This is a genomic window from Pseudonocardia broussonetiae (genome assembly GCF_013155125.1).
Taxonomy (GTDB): domain Bacteria; phylum Actinomycetota; class Actinomycetes; order Mycobacteriales; family Pseudonocardiaceae; genus Pseudonocardia; species Pseudonocardia broussonetiae.
This window is the reverse complement of record NZ_CP053564.1, coordinates 810,609-828,144: the sequence shown is the minus strand read 5'-3', so window position 1 is coordinate 828,144 and position 17,536 is coordinate 810,609. Positions and strand designations below refer to the sequence as shown.

The 17,536-nt window shown below is 76.8% G+C and carries 20 protein-coding genes and 1 tRNA gene; 12 read left to right on the top strand and 9 right to left on the bottom strand.

Annotated elements, in window-relative coordinates; translation table 11 throughout:
- Window positions 1-6: 6 nt before the first annotated feature.
- Entirely contained in the window at window positions 7-1,536 is a 1,530-nt protein-coding gene (locus HOP40_RS04045) for a S1C family serine protease (RefSeq protein ID WP_172154773.1), read from the top strand.
- On the opposite strand, the gene HOP40_RS04040 is transcribed toward HOP40_RS04045, so the two are convergent.
- Genes HOP40_RS04040 through HOP40_RS04030 form a run of 3 tightly spaced genes read right to left on the bottom strand, consistent with a single transcriptional unit; the run spans window position 1,511 to window position 3,635 of the window.
- Window positions 1,511-2,317, bottom strand: a complete 807-nt coding sequence (locus HOP40_RS04040; RefSeq protein ID WP_172154772.1) for a methionine biosynthesis protein MetW — start codon at window positions 2,315-2,317, stop codon at window positions 1,511-1,513. The genes HOP40_RS04045 and HOP40_RS04040 overlap by 26 nt on opposite strands.
- Window positions 2,314-2,991, bottom strand: a complete 678-nt coding sequence (locus HOP40_RS04035; protein WP_172154771.1) for a TIGR04282 family arsenosugar biosynthesis glycosyltransferase — start codon at window positions 2,989-2,991, stop codon at window positions 2,314-2,316. The genes HOP40_RS04040 and HOP40_RS04035 overlap by 4 nt, the downstream gene beginning before the upstream one ends.
- A complete protein-coding gene (locus HOP40_RS04030; RefSeq protein WP_172154770.1) occupies window positions 2,988-3,635 on the bottom strand; it encodes a glycosyltransferase family 2 protein in 648 nt (215 codons plus the stop codon). The genes HOP40_RS04035 and HOP40_RS04030 overlap by 4 nt, the downstream gene beginning before the upstream one ends.
- 101 nt (window positions 3,636-3,736) lie before the next feature.
- Between HOP40_RS04030 and HOP40_RS04025 the strand changes: the two genes are divergently transcribed.
- Window positions 3,737-4,438 (top strand): response regulator transcription factor, encoded by a 702-nt coding sequence (locus HOP40_RS04025; protein ID WP_172154769.1) that lies wholly within the window; start codon window positions 3,737-3,739, stop codon window positions 4,436-4,438.
- Window positions 4,435-5,442 carry a sensor histidine kinase gene (locus HOP40_RS04020; protein WP_240157497.1) on the top strand — a complete coding sequence of 336 codons (1,008 nt, stop codon included), beginning with the start codon at window positions 4,435-4,437 and terminating at the stop codon, window positions 5,440-5,442. Before HOP40_RS04025 ends, HOP40_RS04020 begins: the two co-directional genes overlap by 4 nt.
- 13 nt (window positions 5,443-5,455) lie before the next feature.
- Here HOP40_RS04020 and HOP40_RS04015 read toward each other — a convergent pair whose 3' ends face one another.
- Window positions 5,456-6,511 carry an NAD-dependent epimerase/dehydratase family protein gene (locus HOP40_RS04015; protein WP_172154768.1) on the bottom strand — a complete coding sequence of 352 codons (1,056 nt, stop codon included), beginning with the start codon at window positions 6,509-6,511 and terminating at the stop codon, window positions 5,456-5,458.
- An 80-nt stretch (window positions 6,512-6,591) separates the two neighbouring features.
- Here HOP40_RS04015 and HOP40_RS04010 point away from each other — a divergent pair, with 80 nt between their 5' ends.
- Window positions 6,592-7,080, top strand: coding sequence for a MogA/MoaB family molybdenum cofactor biosynthesis protein (locus HOP40_RS04010; RefSeq protein WP_372451515.1), 489 nt, complete (start codon window positions 6,592-6,594; stop codon window positions 7,078-7,080).
- A 1,123-nt stretch (window positions 7,081-8,203) separates the two neighbouring features.
- Here the strand turns inward: HOP40_RS04010 and mscL are convergent.
- The 4 genes from mscL to HOP40_RS03990 all read right to left on the bottom strand — a co-directional run bounded on the left by mscL (window position 8,204) and on the right by HOP40_RS03990 (window position 10,398).
- Window positions 8,204-8,623: a large-conductance mechanosensitive channel protein MscL gene (mscL, locus tag HOP40_RS04005; protein ID WP_172154766.1), complete on the bottom strand. Its 420-nt coding sequence runs from the start codon at window positions 8,621-8,623 to the stop codon at window positions 8,204-8,206.
- Window positions 8,624-8,686: 63 nt separating this feature from the next.
- Complete coding sequence (locus tag HOP40_RS04000) at window positions 8,687-9,307, bottom strand: CpaB family protein (RefSeq protein WP_240157496.1); 621 nt, start codon at window positions 9,305-9,307, stop codon at window positions 8,687-8,689.
- A gap of 81 nt (window positions 9,308-9,388) precedes the next feature.
- Entirely contained in the window at window positions 9,389-9,724 is a 336-nt protein-coding gene (locus tag HOP40_RS03995) for an FmdB family zinc ribbon protein (protein WP_172154765.1), read from the bottom strand.
- 65 nt (window positions 9,725-9,789) lie between these two features.
- Window positions 9,790-10,398, bottom strand: a complete 609-nt coding sequence (locus HOP40_RS03990) for a 5-formyltetrahydrofolate cyclo-ligase (RefSeq protein ID WP_172154764.1) — start codon at window positions 10,396-10,398, stop codon at window positions 9,790-9,792.
- A 36-nt stretch (window positions 10,399-10,434) separates the two neighbouring features.
- On the opposite strand from HOP40_RS03990, the gene HOP40_RS03985 reads away from it, so the two are divergent.
- The 7 genes from HOP40_RS03985 (at window position 10,435) to HOP40_RS03955 (ending at window position 16,029) form a co-directional block, all read left to right on the top strand.
- Window positions 10,435-11,319 carry a UTP--glucose-1-phosphate uridylyltransferase gene (locus HOP40_RS03985; protein ID WP_172154762.1) on the top strand — a complete coding sequence of 295 codons (885 nt, stop codon included), beginning with the start codon at window positions 10,435-10,437 and terminating at the stop codon, window positions 11,317-11,319.
- A 6-nt stretch (window positions 11,320-11,325) separates the two neighbouring features.
- Window positions 11,326-12,552: a molybdotransferase-like divisome protein Glp gene (gene glp, locus HOP40_RS03980; RefSeq protein ID WP_172154760.1), complete on the top strand. Its 1,227-nt coding sequence runs from the start codon at window positions 11,326-11,328 to the stop codon at window positions 12,550-12,552.
- A 10-nt stretch (window positions 12,553-12,562) separates the two neighbouring features.
- Window positions 12,563-13,222 (top strand): GNAT family N-acetyltransferase, encoded by a 660-nt coding sequence (locus tag HOP40_RS03975; RefSeq protein WP_172154758.1) that lies wholly within the window; start codon window positions 12,563-12,565, stop codon window positions 13,220-13,222.
- A gap of 172 nt (window positions 13,223-13,394) precedes the next feature.
- Window positions 13,395-14,420: a divisome protein SepX/GlpR gene (gene sepX / locus HOP40_RS03970; RefSeq protein WP_172154756.1), complete on the top strand. Its 1,026-nt coding sequence runs from the start codon at window positions 13,395-13,397 to the stop codon at window positions 14,418-14,420.
- A gap of 40 nt (window positions 14,421-14,460) precedes the next feature.
- Window positions 14,461-14,536, top strand: a tRNA-Ala gene (locus tag HOP40_RS03965).
- Between the two features lie 82 nt (window positions 14,537-14,618).
- On the top strand, window positions 14,619-15,419 hold the full coding sequence (locus HOP40_RS03960) for an MBL fold metallo-hydrolase (protein WP_172154754.1): 801 nt from the start codon (window positions 14,619-14,621) through the stop codon (window positions 15,417-15,419).
- A 52-nt stretch (window positions 15,420-15,471) separates the two neighbouring features.
- Window positions 15,472-16,029: a hypothetical protein gene (locus tag HOP40_RS03955; RefSeq protein WP_172154752.1), complete on the top strand. Its 558-nt coding sequence runs from the start codon at window positions 15,472-15,474 to the stop codon at window positions 16,027-16,029.
- Here the strand turns inward: HOP40_RS03955 and HOP40_RS03950 are convergent.
- Window positions 16,011-16,637, bottom strand: a complete 627-nt coding sequence (locus HOP40_RS03950; protein WP_172154750.1) for a helix-turn-helix domain-containing protein — start codon at window positions 16,635-16,637, stop codon at window positions 16,011-16,013. The genes HOP40_RS03955 and HOP40_RS03950 overlap by 19 nt on opposite strands.
- A gap of 51 nt (window positions 16,638-16,688) precedes the next feature.
- Here HOP40_RS03950 and HOP40_RS03945 point away from each other — a divergent pair, with 51 nt between their 5' ends.
- On the top strand, window positions 16,689-17,534 hold the full coding sequence (locus HOP40_RS03945; RefSeq protein WP_172154748.1) for an EamA family transporter: 846 nt from the start codon (window positions 16,689-16,691) through the stop codon (window positions 17,532-17,534).
- The last annotated feature ends 2 nt before the right edge of the window (window positions 17,535-17,536 follow it).

The following is a 17,536-nucleotide window of genomic DNA, read 5'->3' as shown; positions in this document are numbered from 1 at the left end:
GAGGTCATGGCGAACGACACCCCCGGCTCCGACGCGCAGGGAGCCGTTCCCGACGACCCCCGCGCCGCCGAGACGACCTTCCACCCGCGGCCCGACACGCCCTCCGGCGACCCGTACGCGCGGCCGGGACCTGCGGCGCCCGCTCCGACGTCCGCACCGACGTCCTCCACGGCTGCGGAGCAGCCGACCGGGCCGGGGCAGCAGCACAGGGGTGGCCAGCACGGTCCCGGTCAGTACGGCGCCGGTCCGTCGTCCTCGGGCCAGTACGGCGCCGTCCCGTCCTCGGCCGGTCCGTACGGACCGGGCCAGGACCGGTACGGCCGGCAGCCGGGCGGGTACGGCCCGCCGACGGCCGCCTACGGTGCCGCGCCCGGGTACGGCAACGGCTCCGGGCAGTACGCGCAGGGCGCGGGGCAGTCCGGCACCGGCGCCTACGGCGCGTACCAGGGTGCGCCCGCCACGCCGGAGCGGAAGCGGGGCCGGGGCGGGCTCGTCGCCGTCGGGCTGGTGGCGGCGCTGCTCGGCGGCGGCGTCGGCGGTGCGGTCGGCGCCACGCTGGCCGGGGGCGGCGAGGGCAGCGGCGGCTCGTCGGGCGTGCTGAGCGCGCCGGTGCCGGACGTCGCGGAGTCGTCGGCGCCCGCGGGCGAGATCGAGGCGGTCGCCGCGCGCGTGCTGCCCTCGGTCGTGCGGCTGATCGTGCAGGGCGCCTCCGGCGCGGGCGAGGGGTCGGGCATGGTGCTCAGCGCCGACGGCCTGCTGCTCACCAACAACCACGTCGTCGAGGCCGCGGCCGGTGGCGGCGGCACGATCGTCGTCGTCTTCCAGGACGGCAGCACCGCGCCCGCCGACCTGGTCGGCCGCGACCCCAGCTCCGACCTCGCCGTCATCCGCGCGCAGAACGTGTCCGGCCTGACGCCGATCGAGCTCGGCAACTCCGACGCCGTGCGCGTCGGTCAGCCCGTCGTCGCCTTCGGGTCGCCGCTGGGCCTGGGCGGCTCGGTGACCTCGGGGATCATCAGCGCCGTCGACCGCGCGGTGAGCGTGGGCGAGGAGTCCGGCGCCAGCGAGGCCACCGTCCTGTCCGCGCTGCAGACCGACGCGGCGATCAACCCGGGCAACTCCGGCGGGCCGCTGACCGACATGCAGGGCCGCGTCGTCGGCATCAACTCCGTGATCGCGACGACCGGCGACCAGGGCGGCTCGATCGGCGTCGGCTTCTCCATCCCGATCAACCAGGCCCGGCGCACGGCGCAGGAGCTGGAGACCACCGGGCGGGCCACCCGCGCGGTGCTCGGCGCCGGGGTCAGCCGCGGCGGCGAGCTGAACGGGGCGACGCTCGCGTCGATCGTGCCGGGCGGTCCCGCGGAGGCCGCCGGGCTGCGGCCCGGGCAGGTCGTCACCCGGGTCGGCGACCGCACCGTGAGCAACGGCGACGACCTGATCGCCGCCGTCCGGGAGAACGCGCCCGGCGACCGGGTGACGCTGATCGTGGACGGTCAGGAGGTCGTCGTCACCCTCGGTGGCGAGACGGGCTGACCGCGCTGCGTCCTCTGTGTACTGATCGCTCCGGCCCTTGCGGGGCGGGAGCCGGGATGGTGTCGTGTGCGCAGGTCCCGCGTGGTGCCCCACGCTCCGGGACCAGCGGGCCGCGCCGGTGCCGACACCCCCTCCCGGCATCGGCGCGGTCCCGCTCGTGGGTCCCGTCCACCGCGATCAGCTCGACGAACCGGCGCACGCCCCGGTAGTGCGCAGCGGCCCGCAGCCCCGCCCGCGCGGCGATCTCCGGCAGCGCCGACGGCCCGGCGCACGCCCACGGGAACGGCGGGGTGAGGGCGTCGCGGCTGCGGACGCGGGCCTCGCCGCGCCAGAGCCCGGGCTCGCCGGGGTCGAGCTCCACCAGCAGCGTCCCGCCGTCGGCGACGAGCAGCGCGGCGCGGGCGAGCAGCGCGGCGGGGTCGCCGCCGATGCCGAGGTTGCCGTCGGCGAGCAGCACGTGCGCCCAGGTGCCCTCGCCGGGCAGCGGCGCGAACACGTCGGCGTGGACGACGGGCACGCCGCGCCCGGTGCACTGCGCCACGGCCTCCAGCGCGGCGTCGACGCCCAGGGTCTCGATCCCGCGCGCGGCCAGCGCCTCGACGAGCCGGCCGGGGCCGCAGCCGAGGTCGATGGTGGCGCCGCGGCAGCGGTCGAGCAGCCAGGAGTCCTCGCCCGCCGCGGCGCCGCGCCAGCGCTCGACGTCGAGCCGCGAGGTGCCGCCGTCGCTGCGGACGAGCTCGGCGTGCTGCCCGGACAGGGCGCGGGCGAAGGAGGTCGTCACGCGCGTCCGGCCGGGACGGGCAGGCGGCCGACGGCGGCGGCGAACCGGGTGGCGGGGGCCAGCGCGGCGACAGCGTGCGCGTCGTCGATCGTGTCGACGTCGGACAGCTCCGGCAGCAGGGCCACGCGCAGCCCACCCGCGCGCAGGGCCGCCAGGGTGCGGGCGCCGGTGTCGTCGCGCGAGGTCGGGACGCCGGCGACGAGCGCGGCCGCGCCCGGGTCGCGCAGGCCCAGCGCCCACCAGCCGCCGTCCGACGCCGGGCCGAGCACGGCGTCGACGCCCGCCAGGCGCGCGGCCGCGTCGGCGAGCAGGCCGGCGGTGACCTGCGGGGTGTCCATCCCGATCTGCAGGGTGGGCCGGCCCGGCAGCAGCGCCGCGGCGTCGGCGTGGGCGGCGGCGATGCGCGCGCCGAGGCCGTCGCCGCGCTGCGCGAGCACGGCCACCGCGGCCAGCGCGGCTCGGACGGCGGGGCCCCGGGCGGCGCGGGCCGGATCGCCGGTGAGCACGGCCACCGGCGCGCCGCCGGGCACCCCCGACGCCGCGGCGAGGCTGTCGAGCAGCGCGGCGGCGGCCAGGTCGGCGGCCTGCTCCGGCGTGAGCGGCGGGCACAGGCGGGTCTTGACGAGACCGGGTTCGGGGGCCTTGGCGAGGACGAGGACGGCCGGTCCCGTCACCGGAGCACACCGGCCATGTCCCGCGCGGCCCGCACGGTGCCGCGGACCGACCCCGACACCTTCGAGCGGCCCCCGGTCCGCGGGCGGTACCCGACGTCGACCTCGGTGATCCGCCACCCGGCGGCCCCGGCCCGCACCAGCAGCTCCAGGGGGTAGCCGAAGGCGCGGTCGGTGACGCCGAGGTCGAGCAGCGCGGTGCGCCGGGCCACACGGACCGGCGCGATGTCGTGCACGGCGACGCCGCGGCGGCGCAGCAGCGCGGAGATCGCGGCGTTGCCGGCGCGGGCGTGCCACGGCCACGCGCCGCGGCCCTGCGGCCGGCGCCGCCCCGCGACGAGGTCGGCGCCGTCGAGCAGCCCGACCATGCCTGGCAGCTCGGCGGGGTCGAGCGAGCCGTCGGCGTCGAGGAACGCGACGACGTCGGACGTGGCCGCCTCCAGCCCGGCGTGCACGGCCGCGCCGTAGCCCCGGCGCGCCTCGTGCACCACCCGCGCGCCGTGCGCGAGCGCGATCTCCGGGGTGCCGTCACGCGAGCCGTTGTCGACCACGAGCGCCCGGAAACCGGGCGGCAGCGCCCGGATCACCCCGGGCAGGGCCTGCGCCTCGTCGAGGCACGGGAGGACGACGTCGACGGGGAGCCGCATGATCGTGAAGCTAGGCCGTTCGACGCAGTGCCGCGCGGCGGATCGGCTTACCGATCGGTGACGTCGGCCGACGTTCCCGGGCGGCGCCCTAGCCTGGCGCCATGAACGACCGCCCGCTCGCGCTGGTCGTGGACGACGACGTCACCGTCCGCGACGTCGTCAGCCGCTACCTCGACCGCGCGGGCTACCGCGTCGACGTCGCCGGGGACGGGGAGTCGGCGCTGCGCGCGGTGGCCGGCCGCGTGCCCGACGTCGTCGTCCTCGACCTCATGCTGCCGCGCCTGGGCGGGCTGGAGGTGTGCCGGCGGCTGCGGAGCGGGTCGGTCGGCGTCCCGATCGTCATGCTCACCGCGCTCGGCGAGGAGGAGGACCGCGTCCTGGGCCTGGAGCTGGGCGCCGACGACTACGTGACGAAGCCGTTCAGCCCGCGCGAGCTCGTGCTGCGCGTGGCGTCGGTGCTGCGGCGCTCGCGGGAGCGGCCGGTGCGCGAGACCGGGATCGACCCCGTCGTCGACGGTGCGCTGCGCGTCGACATCCCCGGCCGCCGCGCGTCGGTGGGGGAGCGCGAGCTCGCGCTGACCGTCCGCGAGTTCGACCTGCTCGCCTTCCTCGTGCGCCGCCGCGGGCAGGTGTTCACCCGCGCCGAGCTGCTCGAACGCGTGTGGGGCTGGGACTTCGGCGACCAGTCGACCGTCACCGTCCACGTCCGCAGGCTGCGCGAGAAGATCGAGGACGACCCGACGTCGCCGGTGCGGATCGCGACGGTGTGGGGCGTGGGCTACCGCTACGACGGCGCGCCGTGATCGCCTGGCTGCTCGCCTCGGTGCCGCTGGCGGTGGCGTTCTCGGTGCCGGTGGCGCTGCTGGGCGGCCTGCTGCTGGCGCGGATGCGGCGCCGCTCGCTCACCGCCGCCGTCACCGTGCTCGTGCTGGTGCCCGTCGTCGCCACGCTGACCGGGCTGATCGGCGTCAGCGGGTTCATGTACACCCCGCAGCTCGCGGGGTTCCTCGTCGTCTGCGCGGTGGTCGCGGCGGTGACCGTGCCCGCGGCGATGATGCTGGGGCGCGGGATCGCGAACGACGTCATGTGGCTGCACGAGGCCCACGACGCCGAGCGGGCGGCCGAGGCGTCGCGGCGCGAGCTCGTGACCTGGATCAGCCACGACCTGCGCACGCCGCTCGCCGGCATCCGCGCGATGAGCGAGGCGCTGACCGACGGCGTCGTCAGCGACCCCGGGGACGTGGCCGAGTACGCGCGGCGGATCCGCGGCGAGACCGTGCGCCTGTCCGGGATGGTCGACGACCTGTTCCAGCTCTCGCGGATCACCTCCGGCGCGCTGACGCTGACGCTCGCGGCGGTGCCGCTGCACGAGGTCGTGTCGGAGGCCGTGGCCGTCGAGGCGGTGGCGGCGGCGCGCAAGGGCGTGCGCGTGGAGGCCGCGCGGGACTGCCGCTGGCCGGTGGTGCGCGGCAGCGATCCCGAGCTCGCCCGGGTCGTGCGCAACCTGCTGTCCAACGCGATCCGGCACACGCCGCCCGCCGGGTCGGTCGTCGTGGCGGCCGGGGTGAGCGGCGACCGCGGCTGGCTGCGCGTCGACGACGCCTGCGGCGGCATCCCCGATGCCGAGCTCGACCGCGTCTTCGACGTCGCCTTCCGCGGCGAGGGCGCCCGCACCCCCGGCGACGGCTCGCACGGCGGGCTCGGGCTGGCCATCGCCCGCGGGCTGGTCACGGCGCACAGCGGCGAGATCGAGGCGCGCAACCACGGCCCCGGCTGCCGCTTCGAGGTGCGGCTCCCGCTGGCCTGAGCGCCTGCGGGGCCTAGCGCCCGGCGGGGGAGCGCAGCGGGGCGGTGGCGAAGGCCGTGACGCCCTCGGCGAATCCCGTGCGGGCGCGGAAGCCGAGCAGCTCGCGGGCGCGGGCCGGGTCGGCGACGACGTGCCGCACGTCGCCGGGGCGCGCGCCGCCGACGACGACCGGGGCCGGGCCGTCGATCGCGGCGGCCAGCGCGGCGGCGAGGTCGCCGATGGTGTGCGGCTCGCCGGAGCACACGTTGACCGGCACGAGCGTCCCCTCCGCGGGGTCGGTGCCCAGGGCGAGCGCGTTGGCCGCGGCCACGTCGGTGACGTGCACGAAGTCGCGCCGCTGCCGCCCGTCCTCCAGCACGCGCGGGGCCTCGCCGCGCTCCAGCGCCGACCGGAAGATCGACGCCACGCCGGCGTAGGGGGTGTCGCGGGGCATCCGCGGGCCGTAGACGTTGTGGTAGCGCAGCGACCAGACCGTCCCGCCGGTCTGGCGCGCCCACGCCGACGCCAGGTGCTCCTGCGCGAGCTTCGTCGCGGCGTAGGTGGAGCGGGGGTCGAGCGGGGCGTCCTCGCCGACGAGCCCGGGCTCCAGCGGCGCGCCGCAGTGCGGGCACGGCGGCTCGAAGCGCCCGGCGTCGAGGTCGGCGAAGCGGCGCGGGCCCGGCCGGACCGGGCCGTGCTCGCCGCAGGTGTAGGCCCCCTCGCCGTACACGACCATCGACCCGGCCAGCACGAGGCGCCCGCTGCCGGCGGCGTGCATCGCGGCCAGCAGCACCGCCGTGCCGAGGTCGTTGTGGCTCGCGTACTCCGGGGCGTCGGAGGGGTCGACGCCGTGCCCGACCATCGCCGCCTGGTGGCACACCGCGTCGACGCCGGGCAGCAGGCGGGCGAGCAGGTCGGGGTCGCGGACGTCGCCCTCGACGAACTCGTGGTCGTTCGTCCAGGCCGGGGCGCCGTCGTGCGCCTGCGGGAGCAGGGCGTCGAGCACGACGACCTCGTGGCCGTCGGTGGCGAGGTGGTCGGCGACGTGCGAGCCGATGAAGCCCGCCCCGCCCGTGATCAGGATGCGCACCGGGGCCACGTTAGGCCGGACGGGCCGCCATGGCCTGCGGGGTTCGCACTGCGTGAGGCCGCTACGGTGAGCCCATGGAAATGGCGGGACCCCAGATCGGTCGTGCACTGGTCGTGATCGTCGACGACCGCGTGAGCCACGGCGAGCACGAGGACAGCATCGGCCCGCTGGTCACCGAGCTGCTCGAGGAGGCCCGACTCGTCGTCGACGCTGCCGTGGTCGTGCCGGGCGACCCGGTCGCCATCCGCAACGCGCTCAACACCGCGGTGATCGGCGGGGTCGACCTCGTCGTCACCGTCGGCGGCACCGGCGTGTCGCCGCGCGACGTCACCGCCGACGCCACCGCGGGCGTGCTGGACCGCCCGATCCCGGGCATCGCCGAGGCCATCCGCGCGTCCGGGCTGGCGGCCGGTGCGGTCGACGCCGGGCTGTCGCGCGGGCTGGTCGGGGTCTCGGGGAGCACGCTCGTGGTCAACCTGGCGCCGTCGCGGGCGGCCGTGCGTGACGGCATGGCCACGCTGACGCCGCTGGTGGCCCACGTGATCGCCGAGCTGTCCGGGCTGGACTAGGGCTGTCGTGTCCGCGGAGCCGCCCGCCGAGTCCGCCGCCGGCCCTCCCGGCGACGGACCGCCCGCCGAGCCGCCCGCCGGCGGCGGGCCTCCGGCCGACGTATCTCCTGCCGAGGCTCGGAAGCCGGCGGCGCTGATCTCGGATGCGCAGCGGCGGCGGGTGGCCGCGGTGTTCGGCGATGCGCTGCCCGACACCACCGGCGACGAGCGCGACCCGGTGCCCGACGACAACGAGGCCCAGCTCCTCGCCGACCGGCCGCCGCACCACGACCGCTGATGCCCCGCGGCGGCTGATCGGCCCGGCCGTCGCGGGTGATCGTCGGGACTGTGACGTGGTGGTCGTGCGGGGGGCCGTGGTGGTGCGGTTTCGGTGATCATCGACCGGCGGGGACGTTGGGGAGGGCGATCCCGCTCGCGTTCTCGTCTGCCGCGCGCGTTTCCGGGTTCCGCGCGGCCCCGGGGGCGCGCGGGAGCATGTTCAGCGCGCGGGACCGCCCGGGCACCAGCGGTGATCTCGGGACCGTGACCTGGTGGTCGTGCGGGGGGCCGTGGGGATGGCGGTCCCGCGCGCGTTCCCGTCTGCCGCGCGCGTTTCCAGGTCCCGCGCGGCCCCGGGAGCGCGCGGGAGCATGTTCAGTGCGCGGGACCGCCCAGCCGCCGTCGGTGATCGTCGGGACTGTGACGTGGTGGTCGTGCGGGGGTCCGTCGCGGTGCGGTTTCGGTGATCATCGAGGTGGCGGGGTCGGTCGGGATGGCGGTCCCGCGCGCGTTCCCGTCTGTCGCGCGCGTTTCCAGGTCCCGCGCGGCCCCGGGAGCGCGCGGGACCCTGTTCGGCGCGCGGGACCACCCGACCGCCGCCGGTGATCGCCGGGACCGTGGCGTGGTGGTCGTGCGGGGGGCCGTGGTGGTGCGGTCCCGGCGATCATCGACCGGCGGGGACGGCAGGGGAGGGCAGTCCCGCGCGTTCCCATCTGCCGCGCGCGTTCCGGGCCCCAGCTCCTCGGTCACCGGCACCAGTGACCGGTCCCGCGCTGCCCCGGGAGCGCGCGGGACCCTGTTCGGTGCGCGGGACCTGTTCAGCACGCGGGAAGGGCGAGGTCGTGCCCGCGGAGAACCGGGCCGCTCAGACCCTCGGTGTCCCCTCGTCGGTCCGGTCGCCCTGGGCGCGGAGCAGGTCGCGGATCTCGGCCAGCAGTTCGACATCGGTGGGCTCGGCCGGGCCGGCCTCCTGGCCCCTCTTCCGCCGCTCCTTGAGCGTGTTCAGCGGCAGGACGATCACGAAGTAGACGACCGCGGCGACGATCAGGAAGTTGATCGCCGCGGTGATCACGGCGGAGAAGTCGATGTAGGTGCTCTCCTTGCCGGGCACGAGGGAGAAGCCGAGGCCCGCGCTCTCCGGTGGCGACACGGCGTTGATCAGCGGCTGGACGATCCCGTCGGTGAACGCGGAGACGATCGCCGCGAACGCCGTGCCGATGACGACGGCGACCGCGAGGTCGACGACGTTGCCGCGCAGGATGAAGTCCTTGAATCCCTTGATCATCGTGCTCCTCGGGTCGGCCGGGTCGCGCCGGTCGTGCGGATCTCGTGGTGATCGTCGGTGATCTCACCGGAGGGTAACGGCGACCTGGTCGGACAGGGCCGCGGCGGCGACGCGAGCGGCGAGCCCGCGGGGCATCGCGACCAGCACCAGCGGCCCGGGCAGCACGGTGACGACCTCGGCGTCCGAGGCCAGCACGAGCGGCTCGCCGGCGCGCTCCCCGAGCGTCACGACGTCGACGCGGCGGCCCGCCACCAGCAGCGGGGCGACGTCGGGGTCGGCGAGGCGGACCGGCACGGCGGCCTCGTCGCCGGGCAGCGGCGCCCCGCCGGGGGCACCCGCGCCCCCGGTGAGGCGGGCGTCGGTCAGCGGCTCGCCGGCGCGCGCCGCACCGACCAGCACCCGGTCGGCGACGTCGGCGACCGCGACGAGCGCACCGGACGGCACGAGGCCGGGCGGCCACTCGCGCACGGCCAGTGCCGCCACGGCCGGGGTGACGCCCGCGGGGAGGTCGGCCACGGCGACGACGACCGGCGTGCCGCGGGCCTGCGGGGCGAGTGCCAGTGCCAGGGCCAGCACCGTCAGCAGGCCGGCCGCGACGCGGCGCAGCAGCGCGGTGCGCCGCCAGCCGGGCGCACCCAGCGGTGCGCGGAAGCGGTGCAGGGGGCCGGGCGCGTCGTCGTCCATGCCGGCGACGCTAGGCCGCGATCAGCCCCCGTGACCGACGATCACCGGGCCTGTGGATGAACCGGCCCGGTTGTGGACAACTCAGCTCTTGGCGGCCGCGGCCGCCGGGGTGCCGGTGGAGGATGTGGACGAACCGGAGTCGCTCTTCGTGGCGGTGGTGCTCTCGGTCGACTTCTTCTCGGAGCCCGAGCTCTCGGAGGAGCCGCCCGCAGGCTTGCTGTCGCCGTTGGGCACGGCCCCGGCGCGGCTGTCGGTGCGGTAGAAGCCGCTCCCCTTGAACACGATCCCGACGGAGGAGAAGACCTTGCGCAGCGAACCCGAGCACTCCGGGCACTCGGTCAGCGACGAGTCGGAGAACGACTGGACGGCCTCGAAGCGGTGGTCGCAGGCGGTGCAGGCGTACTGGTAGGTGGGCACGCTCGTGAGTCCTTCCCGGGCACTTGGCACTCTCGTGCACTGAGTGCCAGCATAACCCGCCGCGGTCACCCCTTCTTCCCGAGGAGCGTGTGGCCTGCGCCCGGTCGCAGGGCCGCGGTCATGGGGTGGTCGTGCGGTTCGGCGGGCAGGACGTCCACGAGCTCGTCGTCGTCGAGCACGATCACGATCGGCGTACCCGTGGCCACCAGGGGCAACGTGCGGTCGTAGTGCCCGGCACCGCGGCCCAGGCGCACGCCGGCGCGGTCGGCCGCCAGCCCCGGCACGAGCAGCAGCCGGGCGCGCGCGACCGCCGCGGGGCCCAGACGGGCACCTGACGGTTCGCGCAGGCCGATCGGCCCCGGCACGAGCGAGTCGGGGCCGTCGTAGCGGGCCCATTCGAGCGGGCCCGGCCCGGCCGTCACCACCGGCAGCAGCACCTCGTGCCCGGCGCGGTGCAGGGCGTCGACCCCCGCGGGCGACCACGGCTCCGTGCCGATCGGGAGGTGGGCGCAGACGGGCCCGCCGGTCGTGGCGGCCAGCGCGAGGGCGTGGCGGGTGAGGGCCTCGGCGCGGGCGGCCCGCACGGAGGGGTCCAGCGCGCGGCGCGCGCCCAGGATCCGGCGTCGCCAGTCACTTTTCGTGGGCGGCTCGTGATCGTCGGTGCGTGCCGTCACGCGTGCACGCTACCGGCGCGGATAAGGTTCGTGACCATGACAGCGTCGCCGTTCCGGTCGGCCGTGGTTCCCGCCGCTGGCCTGGGGACCCGGTTCCTGCCCACCACGAAGACCGTGCCCAAGGAGCTCCTGCCCGTCGTCGACACGCCGGGCATCGAGCTGGTCGCCGCCGAGGCCGCCGAGGCGGGCGCCGAGCAGCTGCTCATCGTCACCTCGCCGGGCAAGGACGCCGTCGCCGCGCACTTCGCCGACTCCTCGGAGCTGGAGAAGACCCTCGCCTCGCGGGGCAAGGAGAAGCTGGTCGCGAAGGTGCGCCGGGCCCACGAGCTGCTCGAGGTCCGCACCGTCACCCAGGACGAGCCGCTGGGCCTGGGCCACGCCATCGGCTGCGTCCGCGGCGCGCTGGCCGACGACGAGCAGGCCTTCGCCGTCCTCCTGCCCGACGACCTCGTGCTGCCCACCGGGGTGCTGACGCGGATGGCGCAGGTGCGCGAGGAGTTCGGCGGCAGCGTGCTGTGCGCGTTCGACATCCCGCGCGAGGAGATCTCCGCCTACGGCGTCTTCGACGTCACCGACACCGCAGACCCGGACGTCAAGCAGGTGCACGGCATGGTGGAGAAGCCCTCCGCCGCCGACGCGCCGTCGACGTTCGCCGCGGCCGGGCGCTACCTGCTCGACGTCGCCGTCTTCGACGCCATCGACCGCATCACCCCCGGCGCCGGCGGCGAGCTGCAGATCACCGACGCCATCGCGCTGCTGATCTCCGAGGGCCACCCGGTCCACGTGGTGGTGCACCGCGGCGGGCGCCACGACCTCGGCAACCCGGGCAGCTACGTGCGCGCGTTCGTCGACTTCGCCCTCGAGCACCCCGACTACGGTCCCGAGCTCCGCTCCTGGCTGACCGCGCGCCTGGCGGACTGACCAGGCATGCGCACGGTCGACGAGCAGCTCACACGGATCCTCGACGGGGTGGTCCGCCCGGCCCCGGTGCGGGTGTCGATCTCCGAGGCGTACGGCCTGCGCTGCGCCGAGGAGGTGATCGTCGCGCGGCCGCTGCCCGGCTTCGACCAGGCGGCCGTCGACGGCTACGCGGTCCGCAGCGTCGATCTGGTGGGCGCCTCCGAGCACGAGCCCGCGTCGCTGCCGGTGGTGGGGGAGATCCCGGCCGGGTCGCGCCAGCCGCTGCGGCTGCAGCCCGGGCAGGCCGTCCGGGTCGCGGCGGGGGCGCCGCTGCCCACGCTGGCCGACGCCGTGGTCCCGCTGGGCTACACCGACGGCGGGTCCGCGCGGCTCGTCGCGACGCGCGGCGTGCCGTCGGCGGCGTTCGTCCGCCGGGTCGGGGAGGACGTGCAGCCCGGTGACGTGGCCGTGCGCCGCGACGCCGTCGTCGGCCCGACCCAGGTGGGGCTGCTGGCCGCGGCCGGGCGCGACAAGCTCCTCGTCCACCCGCGCCCCCGCGTGTCGATCATCTCCGTCGGCGACGAGCTCGTCGACGTGGCCCGCCCGCCGTCCGCCGGGCAGGTCGCCGACGTCTGCTCGCACGCGCTCTCGGCCGCCGCCCGCGACGCCGGCGCCGACGCCGGCCGCGCCGGACTGGTCCGCGGCGACGCCCGCGAGATCGGCGCGGCCATGCAGGACCGCCTCCCGTTCAGCGACGTGATCGTCGTCTGCGGCGCCGCGGGCGGCCGGGCCGGCGCCGAGGTGCACGCGGCGCTGTCCGGGCTCGGCGACCTCGACGCCACCCGCGTCGCCATGCACCCCGGCTCCACGCAGGCGTTCGGCCGCCTCGGCCCCGACGCCGTGCCCACGTTCCTGTTCCCCTCCCACCCGGCCACGGCGCTGCTGCTGTTCGAGGTGTTCGTGCGGCCGCTGCTGCGCGTCGCGCTCGGCCGCCCCGACCCCTACCGCCGCACCATGACCGCGCGGCTGACGTCCCCGATCTCCTCGCGCCCCGGCCGGCGCGGCTACCTGCGCGCGCGCCTGCTGCGCGAGCAGGCCACCGGCGAGTACCTGGTGCAGCCGCTGGGCACGTCCGGCACGCACCTGCTCTCCTCGCTGGGGGAGTCCAACGGGCTGATCGTGGTGGGCGAGGACGTCACGGAGGCCACGGTCGACGAGGTCGTCACGGTCGCGTTCCTGCCCGCGCCCGCGTGAGCGCGCCGCCGTGACCGGCGCGGGCACCTACGGGGGCCGGCACCCGGGCTGGCCGGCCCGGCTCGGGGCGCTGCGCGTCGGCGCCGGGGTCGTGGAGCTGCGCCCGGTCCGGCTGCGCGACGGGTCGGCGTGGTCGGCGCTGCGCCTGCGCGACGAGGCCCACCTCGCGCCGTGGGAGCCGACGATGCCCGGCACCTGGGCCCAGCGGCACTCGTCGGCGGAGTGGCCGGGGCGCTGGATGCTGCTGCGCTCGGCGGCGCGCAAGGGCACCGCGCTGCCGTTCGCGATCACCGTCGACGGGCGGCTGGCCGGGCACGTCATGATCGGCAACGTCGTGCGGGAGCCGCTGCTGTCGGCCTACGTCGGCTACTGGTGCGACGCGCGGGTCACCGGCTCGGGCGTCACCACGGCGGCCGTCGCGCTGGCCGTCGACCACTGCCTCGGCCCGGCCGGGCTGCACCGGCTGGAGGCCACCGTCCGCCCGGAGAACCGGGCGAGCCGCCGCGTGCTGGAGAAGCTCGGCTTCCGCGAGGAGGGGCTGTTCCGCCGCTACCTCGACGTCGACGGCGCCTGGCGCGACCACCTCTGCTTCGCGCTGACGGCCGAGGAGGTGCCACCGGGCGGCCTGGCCGGCCGGCTGGTGGCTGCGGGCCGCGCCGAGCGGGCCTGATCACCCACACGAGTCACAGCCGTCCCTGCGGCCCCTCGGGTGAACCTGGTGGTCACGGCGCGTCGTTGCGCTGTTCGACCGCCCTCCCTCACTACCGTGGTGTCCGGGAGCGATCTTGGGTCGGGGTGGGCCCCGCGGTCGCTGCTCGTGCCGTCGGGGGAGGAGGCCGCCAGTGCCCAGCTCGTTGATCTTCGTCGGGCTGGTCGTGCTCTGGTTGCTGATCCTCGTGCCGGCGGTGGCGAGGCACCAGCAGGAGGTGGCCCGGCCCAGCTACGCCGCCCTCTCCGGGCGGGTGCTCGACCGGCCGCAGCGCCGGTACCGGATCCAGGAGGTGGACGTGGACGACTCCGACGACGACAGCCGCGGCATCGGCGCGCGCGGCGCGACGCGGGTCGAGGAGCCCGCGCGCATCCCCGAGGCCCGCCCCGCGCCCGAGGAGGACCTCGCGGACGACGAGGCCGAGGACCACCCGGACGACTACCGCACCGACGACGCGTACGAGGAGGGCGACGACGGCTGGGAGCGCCCGGCCCCTCGCTACCGCCCCGGCCGCGGCGGCTTCGACCCCCAGGCCGCGGCCATCTCCGCCCGCGCCCGCTACGCCTTCCGCCAGCGGGTGGTGCTGGGCCTGCTGGTGACCGCCGTGGTGTCCGCGCTGGTCGCGATCGTGGTGGCGCCCGCGGTGTGGTGGCTGCACGCCGCCGCCGACGTCGCGCTCGTCGGGTACCTCGTCTACCTGCGCCGCCAGGTGCGGATGGAGGAGGCGATCCGCCGCCGCCGCGCCGCCCGCATGGCCGGCACCCACCGCCCGCCCGCGGCCGAGGACCCCGAGCTCGACGGGTGGGCCCGCCGCGGTCAGGAGGCCTCCGGGGCGACCGCCGACGACGTCGCCGAGCCGGACGACGAGCTCGAGGACACCGACGACGACCTCGTCGACGTCGAGCACGACGACGACCTCGTCGACGTCGAGCACGACGACGACCCGGACCGCGTCACCGGCACCGGCGAGCCGATCGGGCCGCTGCGCGTCACCGGCGCCGACGCGGCCGAGCAGAGCGCCCTCCCGCGCCTCACCCCGGCCCCGCCGCCCCCGCTCCCGGCCGGCACGACGCTCGTCGGCGACGACCTCGACGACCCCGCCCTGCACGACCTCGAGGGCCCGGCCCGGCCCGACTACCGCCGTGCGGCGGGGGAATGAGCGGCTGGTAGGGTTGGATCCGCTCGCTCCGGCGGGCACCGGGGCTGTGGCGCAATTGGTAGCGCGCTTCGTTCGCATCGAAGAGGTCAGGGGTTCGATTCCCCTCAGCTCCACCACCCGGAAGCCCTGATCGGCCGCCTGTCACGGCGCCGACCAGGGCTTCCGTCGTTCCGGGGGTGCACGGCAGGATCGGTGGCCATGCGCATCGGGGACCTGTCGCTGCACCCGATCTCCGACGGCACGTTCGTCGCCCGCCCGGCCTACTTCGGGCTCGACCCGGCGGACGACCCGCGCCCCGACGTGTTCGACCGCCACGGCGGCGCGTGGCTGCCGATCGGCTGCTTCCTGGTCCGCACCGGCAATCGCGTCGTGCTGGTCGACGCGGGCCTCGGCCCGGAGGCCCAGGACGGCGGCACGCAGCTGCTCGTCGGCGGTCAGCTGCTGACCGGGCTGCACGCGCTCGGCGTCGCGCCGGCGGAGGTCACCGACGTCGTCTGCACGCATCTGCACGCCGACCACGTCGGCTGGCTGTTCGACCTCGGCGCGCGCCCGGTGTTCGCGCGCGCCACGATCTGGTTCGGCGCGGCCGACCACCCGCACTTCGTCACCGGACCCGGCGAGATGGCCCCGCACATCGCGCGCGGCTTCACCGATCCGGCGCACGCGGCGCGCCTGCGGCCCGTCGACCGCGAGACCGCCGTCGCTCCGGGCGTCACCGCGCTGCCCGCACCCGGCCACACCCCGGGGCACCTGTGCCTCGTGCTGTCCTCCGGCGACGAGCGGGTCCTGCTGCTCGGGGACGCGGTGACCTGTCCCGTCCAGCTCGACGAACCGACGTGGCGCTCGATCGGCGACGTCGACCCGGCGCTCGCGCGGCGCACCCGCGAGCGCCTCTGGCGCGAGCTCGAGGGCGGGCGCACGGTCGGCGTCGGGTCGCACTTCCCGGAGCTCCGTCACGGCCGCGTGCTCGCCGGTACCGGACGCCGCTGGGTCACCTGACACCGGCACACCGGCGCGGGCCGCCGAGGGCCCCGGCCCTACCCTCCGCAGGATGACCACCCTGCGCCGCGCGCTGGTCCTCGGGGCGCTCGCGGTCCTCGCCGCACTGCTCACCGGGCTGGCCGTCCTCGACCCGTTCCACCTCCGGCACGCCTCGTGGTTCGTCGCGGGCGGGGTGCTGCTGACGATCCTGCTGGTCACGGTCGCGCTGACGGTCGCGGTGAAGCTCTGGTTCGCCCGGGTGCTCGTGCTGGTGGTCGGCGGGATCGCCGCGGTCGGCTGGGGCATCACGGCGTGGCTGGCGATCGACCTCGACGAGCCGGGCGCGGTGGTGTCGGAGGTGGCGTCGGGCGACCAGCGGCTCGTCGTGCTGGAGGGGGCGGCGTTCACGATCGACCCGGTGCACCGCGTCGTCCTGCGCGCCGGCGACGGGCCGTTCGAGCAGGAGTCACCGGTGTGGGAGGGCGTGCCGGAGGGCGGCGCGCCGGGCGGGGTCGCGTTCCGCGGGCGCGACGAGGTCGAGGTGCGGGTCGGGTCGTGCGTGTTCGTCTCGCGCGTGGAGGCCGGGACGCTGCTGGTCGACCCGGTGCATCAGGGCGCCACCTGCTGATCGGCCGCCTCGGCGATGCTCGTCGGCGGCACCAGCCCGGCGTCGCCCGGCTGCAGCACCACCATCACGAACCGGACCGGCTCGTCGCCCGCGCCCTCGTAGCGGTGCGGGGCGTGCGCCTGGAACATCACGGTGTCGCCGGCGTCGAGCTCGTGGCCTGCCGCGCCGACGCGCAGGCCCAGCCGCCCCGACAGCACCGACAGGACCTCCACGGTGCCCATCGGGTGGGCCTCGCCGTCGAACCCGTCGCCGGGCTGCAGCGTCCAGTCCCACAGCTCGACGACGTCGGGCGGGTCGGTGCCGATGCGGAAGACGGCGCTGCTCCCGGCCGCGCTGCTCCACAGGGTGGCGGCCTCGGCGGCGCGGCGGACGACCACGCGCGGCGCGGCGTCGCCGTCGACCAGTGAGGCGACGCCGACGCGCAGGGCCGCGGCGAGCGCGACGAGTGTGCCGATGCTGGGGTTGCCCCGTGCCGTCTCGATCTGGATGACGGTGCCGCGGCTGATGCCGGACGCGGCGGCGAGGCCGTCGATGGTCATGCGGCGCTGCTGGCGCAGGGCGCGGACGTTGCGGCCGACCGCCGCCGCGACGTCGTCGGGGGACTGCATGGCGGACAGTATTCCGTACTCCACCGGCCAGTGCGCTGTACTCTCGGCGTCGTGTCCGTCGCCGTCGCCCTGCCCGCCGCCCTCGCCTACGGGGTCGCCGACTTCGCCGGCGGTCTCGCCACCCGGCGCGCCGCCGTCCTCGCCGTCACCGCGGGCGCGCAGTTCCTGGGGCTGATCGCGCTGGTCCCGGCGGTGTTCCTGGTGCCGGGTGCGCCGTCGGCCGCGGCGCTGGGGATCGGGGCGCTCGCGGGGATCGCCGGGGCGTCCGGGCTGCTGCTGTACTTCCGGGGGCTCGCCGTCGGGCCGATGGGCGTGGTCGCGCCGCTGTCGGCCGTGGTCGGGGCCGGGCTGCCGCTGCTGGTGGGGCTGGCGGGCGGCGAGCGGCTCGGGGCGGTCGCCGTCGCCGGGCTCGTCGTCGCGCTGGCCGCGATCGTGCTGGCCACCGCGGGCACCCGCGACGCCGTCGCCGTCCGCGGGATCCTGCTCGGGCTCGCGTCCGGGGCCGGGTTCGGGCTGTTCTTCGTCGGCCTCGACGCCACGCCCGAGGGCTCCGGCCTGTGGCCGCTGCTGGCCGGGCGCGTGGTGTCGGTGGCGCTGCTCGGGCTGCTCATCGCCGCGCTGTGCGTCCGGCGGGGGCGGGAGGCGGCGCTGGGCCGGGCGACGCGCGGGGTGGTGGTGCTCGTCGCCGTCAGCGGGGTGTTCGACTCGCTCGCCAACGTGCTGTTCCTGCTGGCCACGCGCCTGGGCGACCTGGGCGTCAGCGCGGTGCTCGTCTCGCTCTACCCCGTGGTGGTGGTCCTGCTCGCGCGCCTCGTGCTGCACGAGCGGCTCTCCACCGCCCAGCTGACGAGTGCCGGCCTCGCGCTCACCGCGAGCGCCCTGCTCGCGCTGGGCTGAGC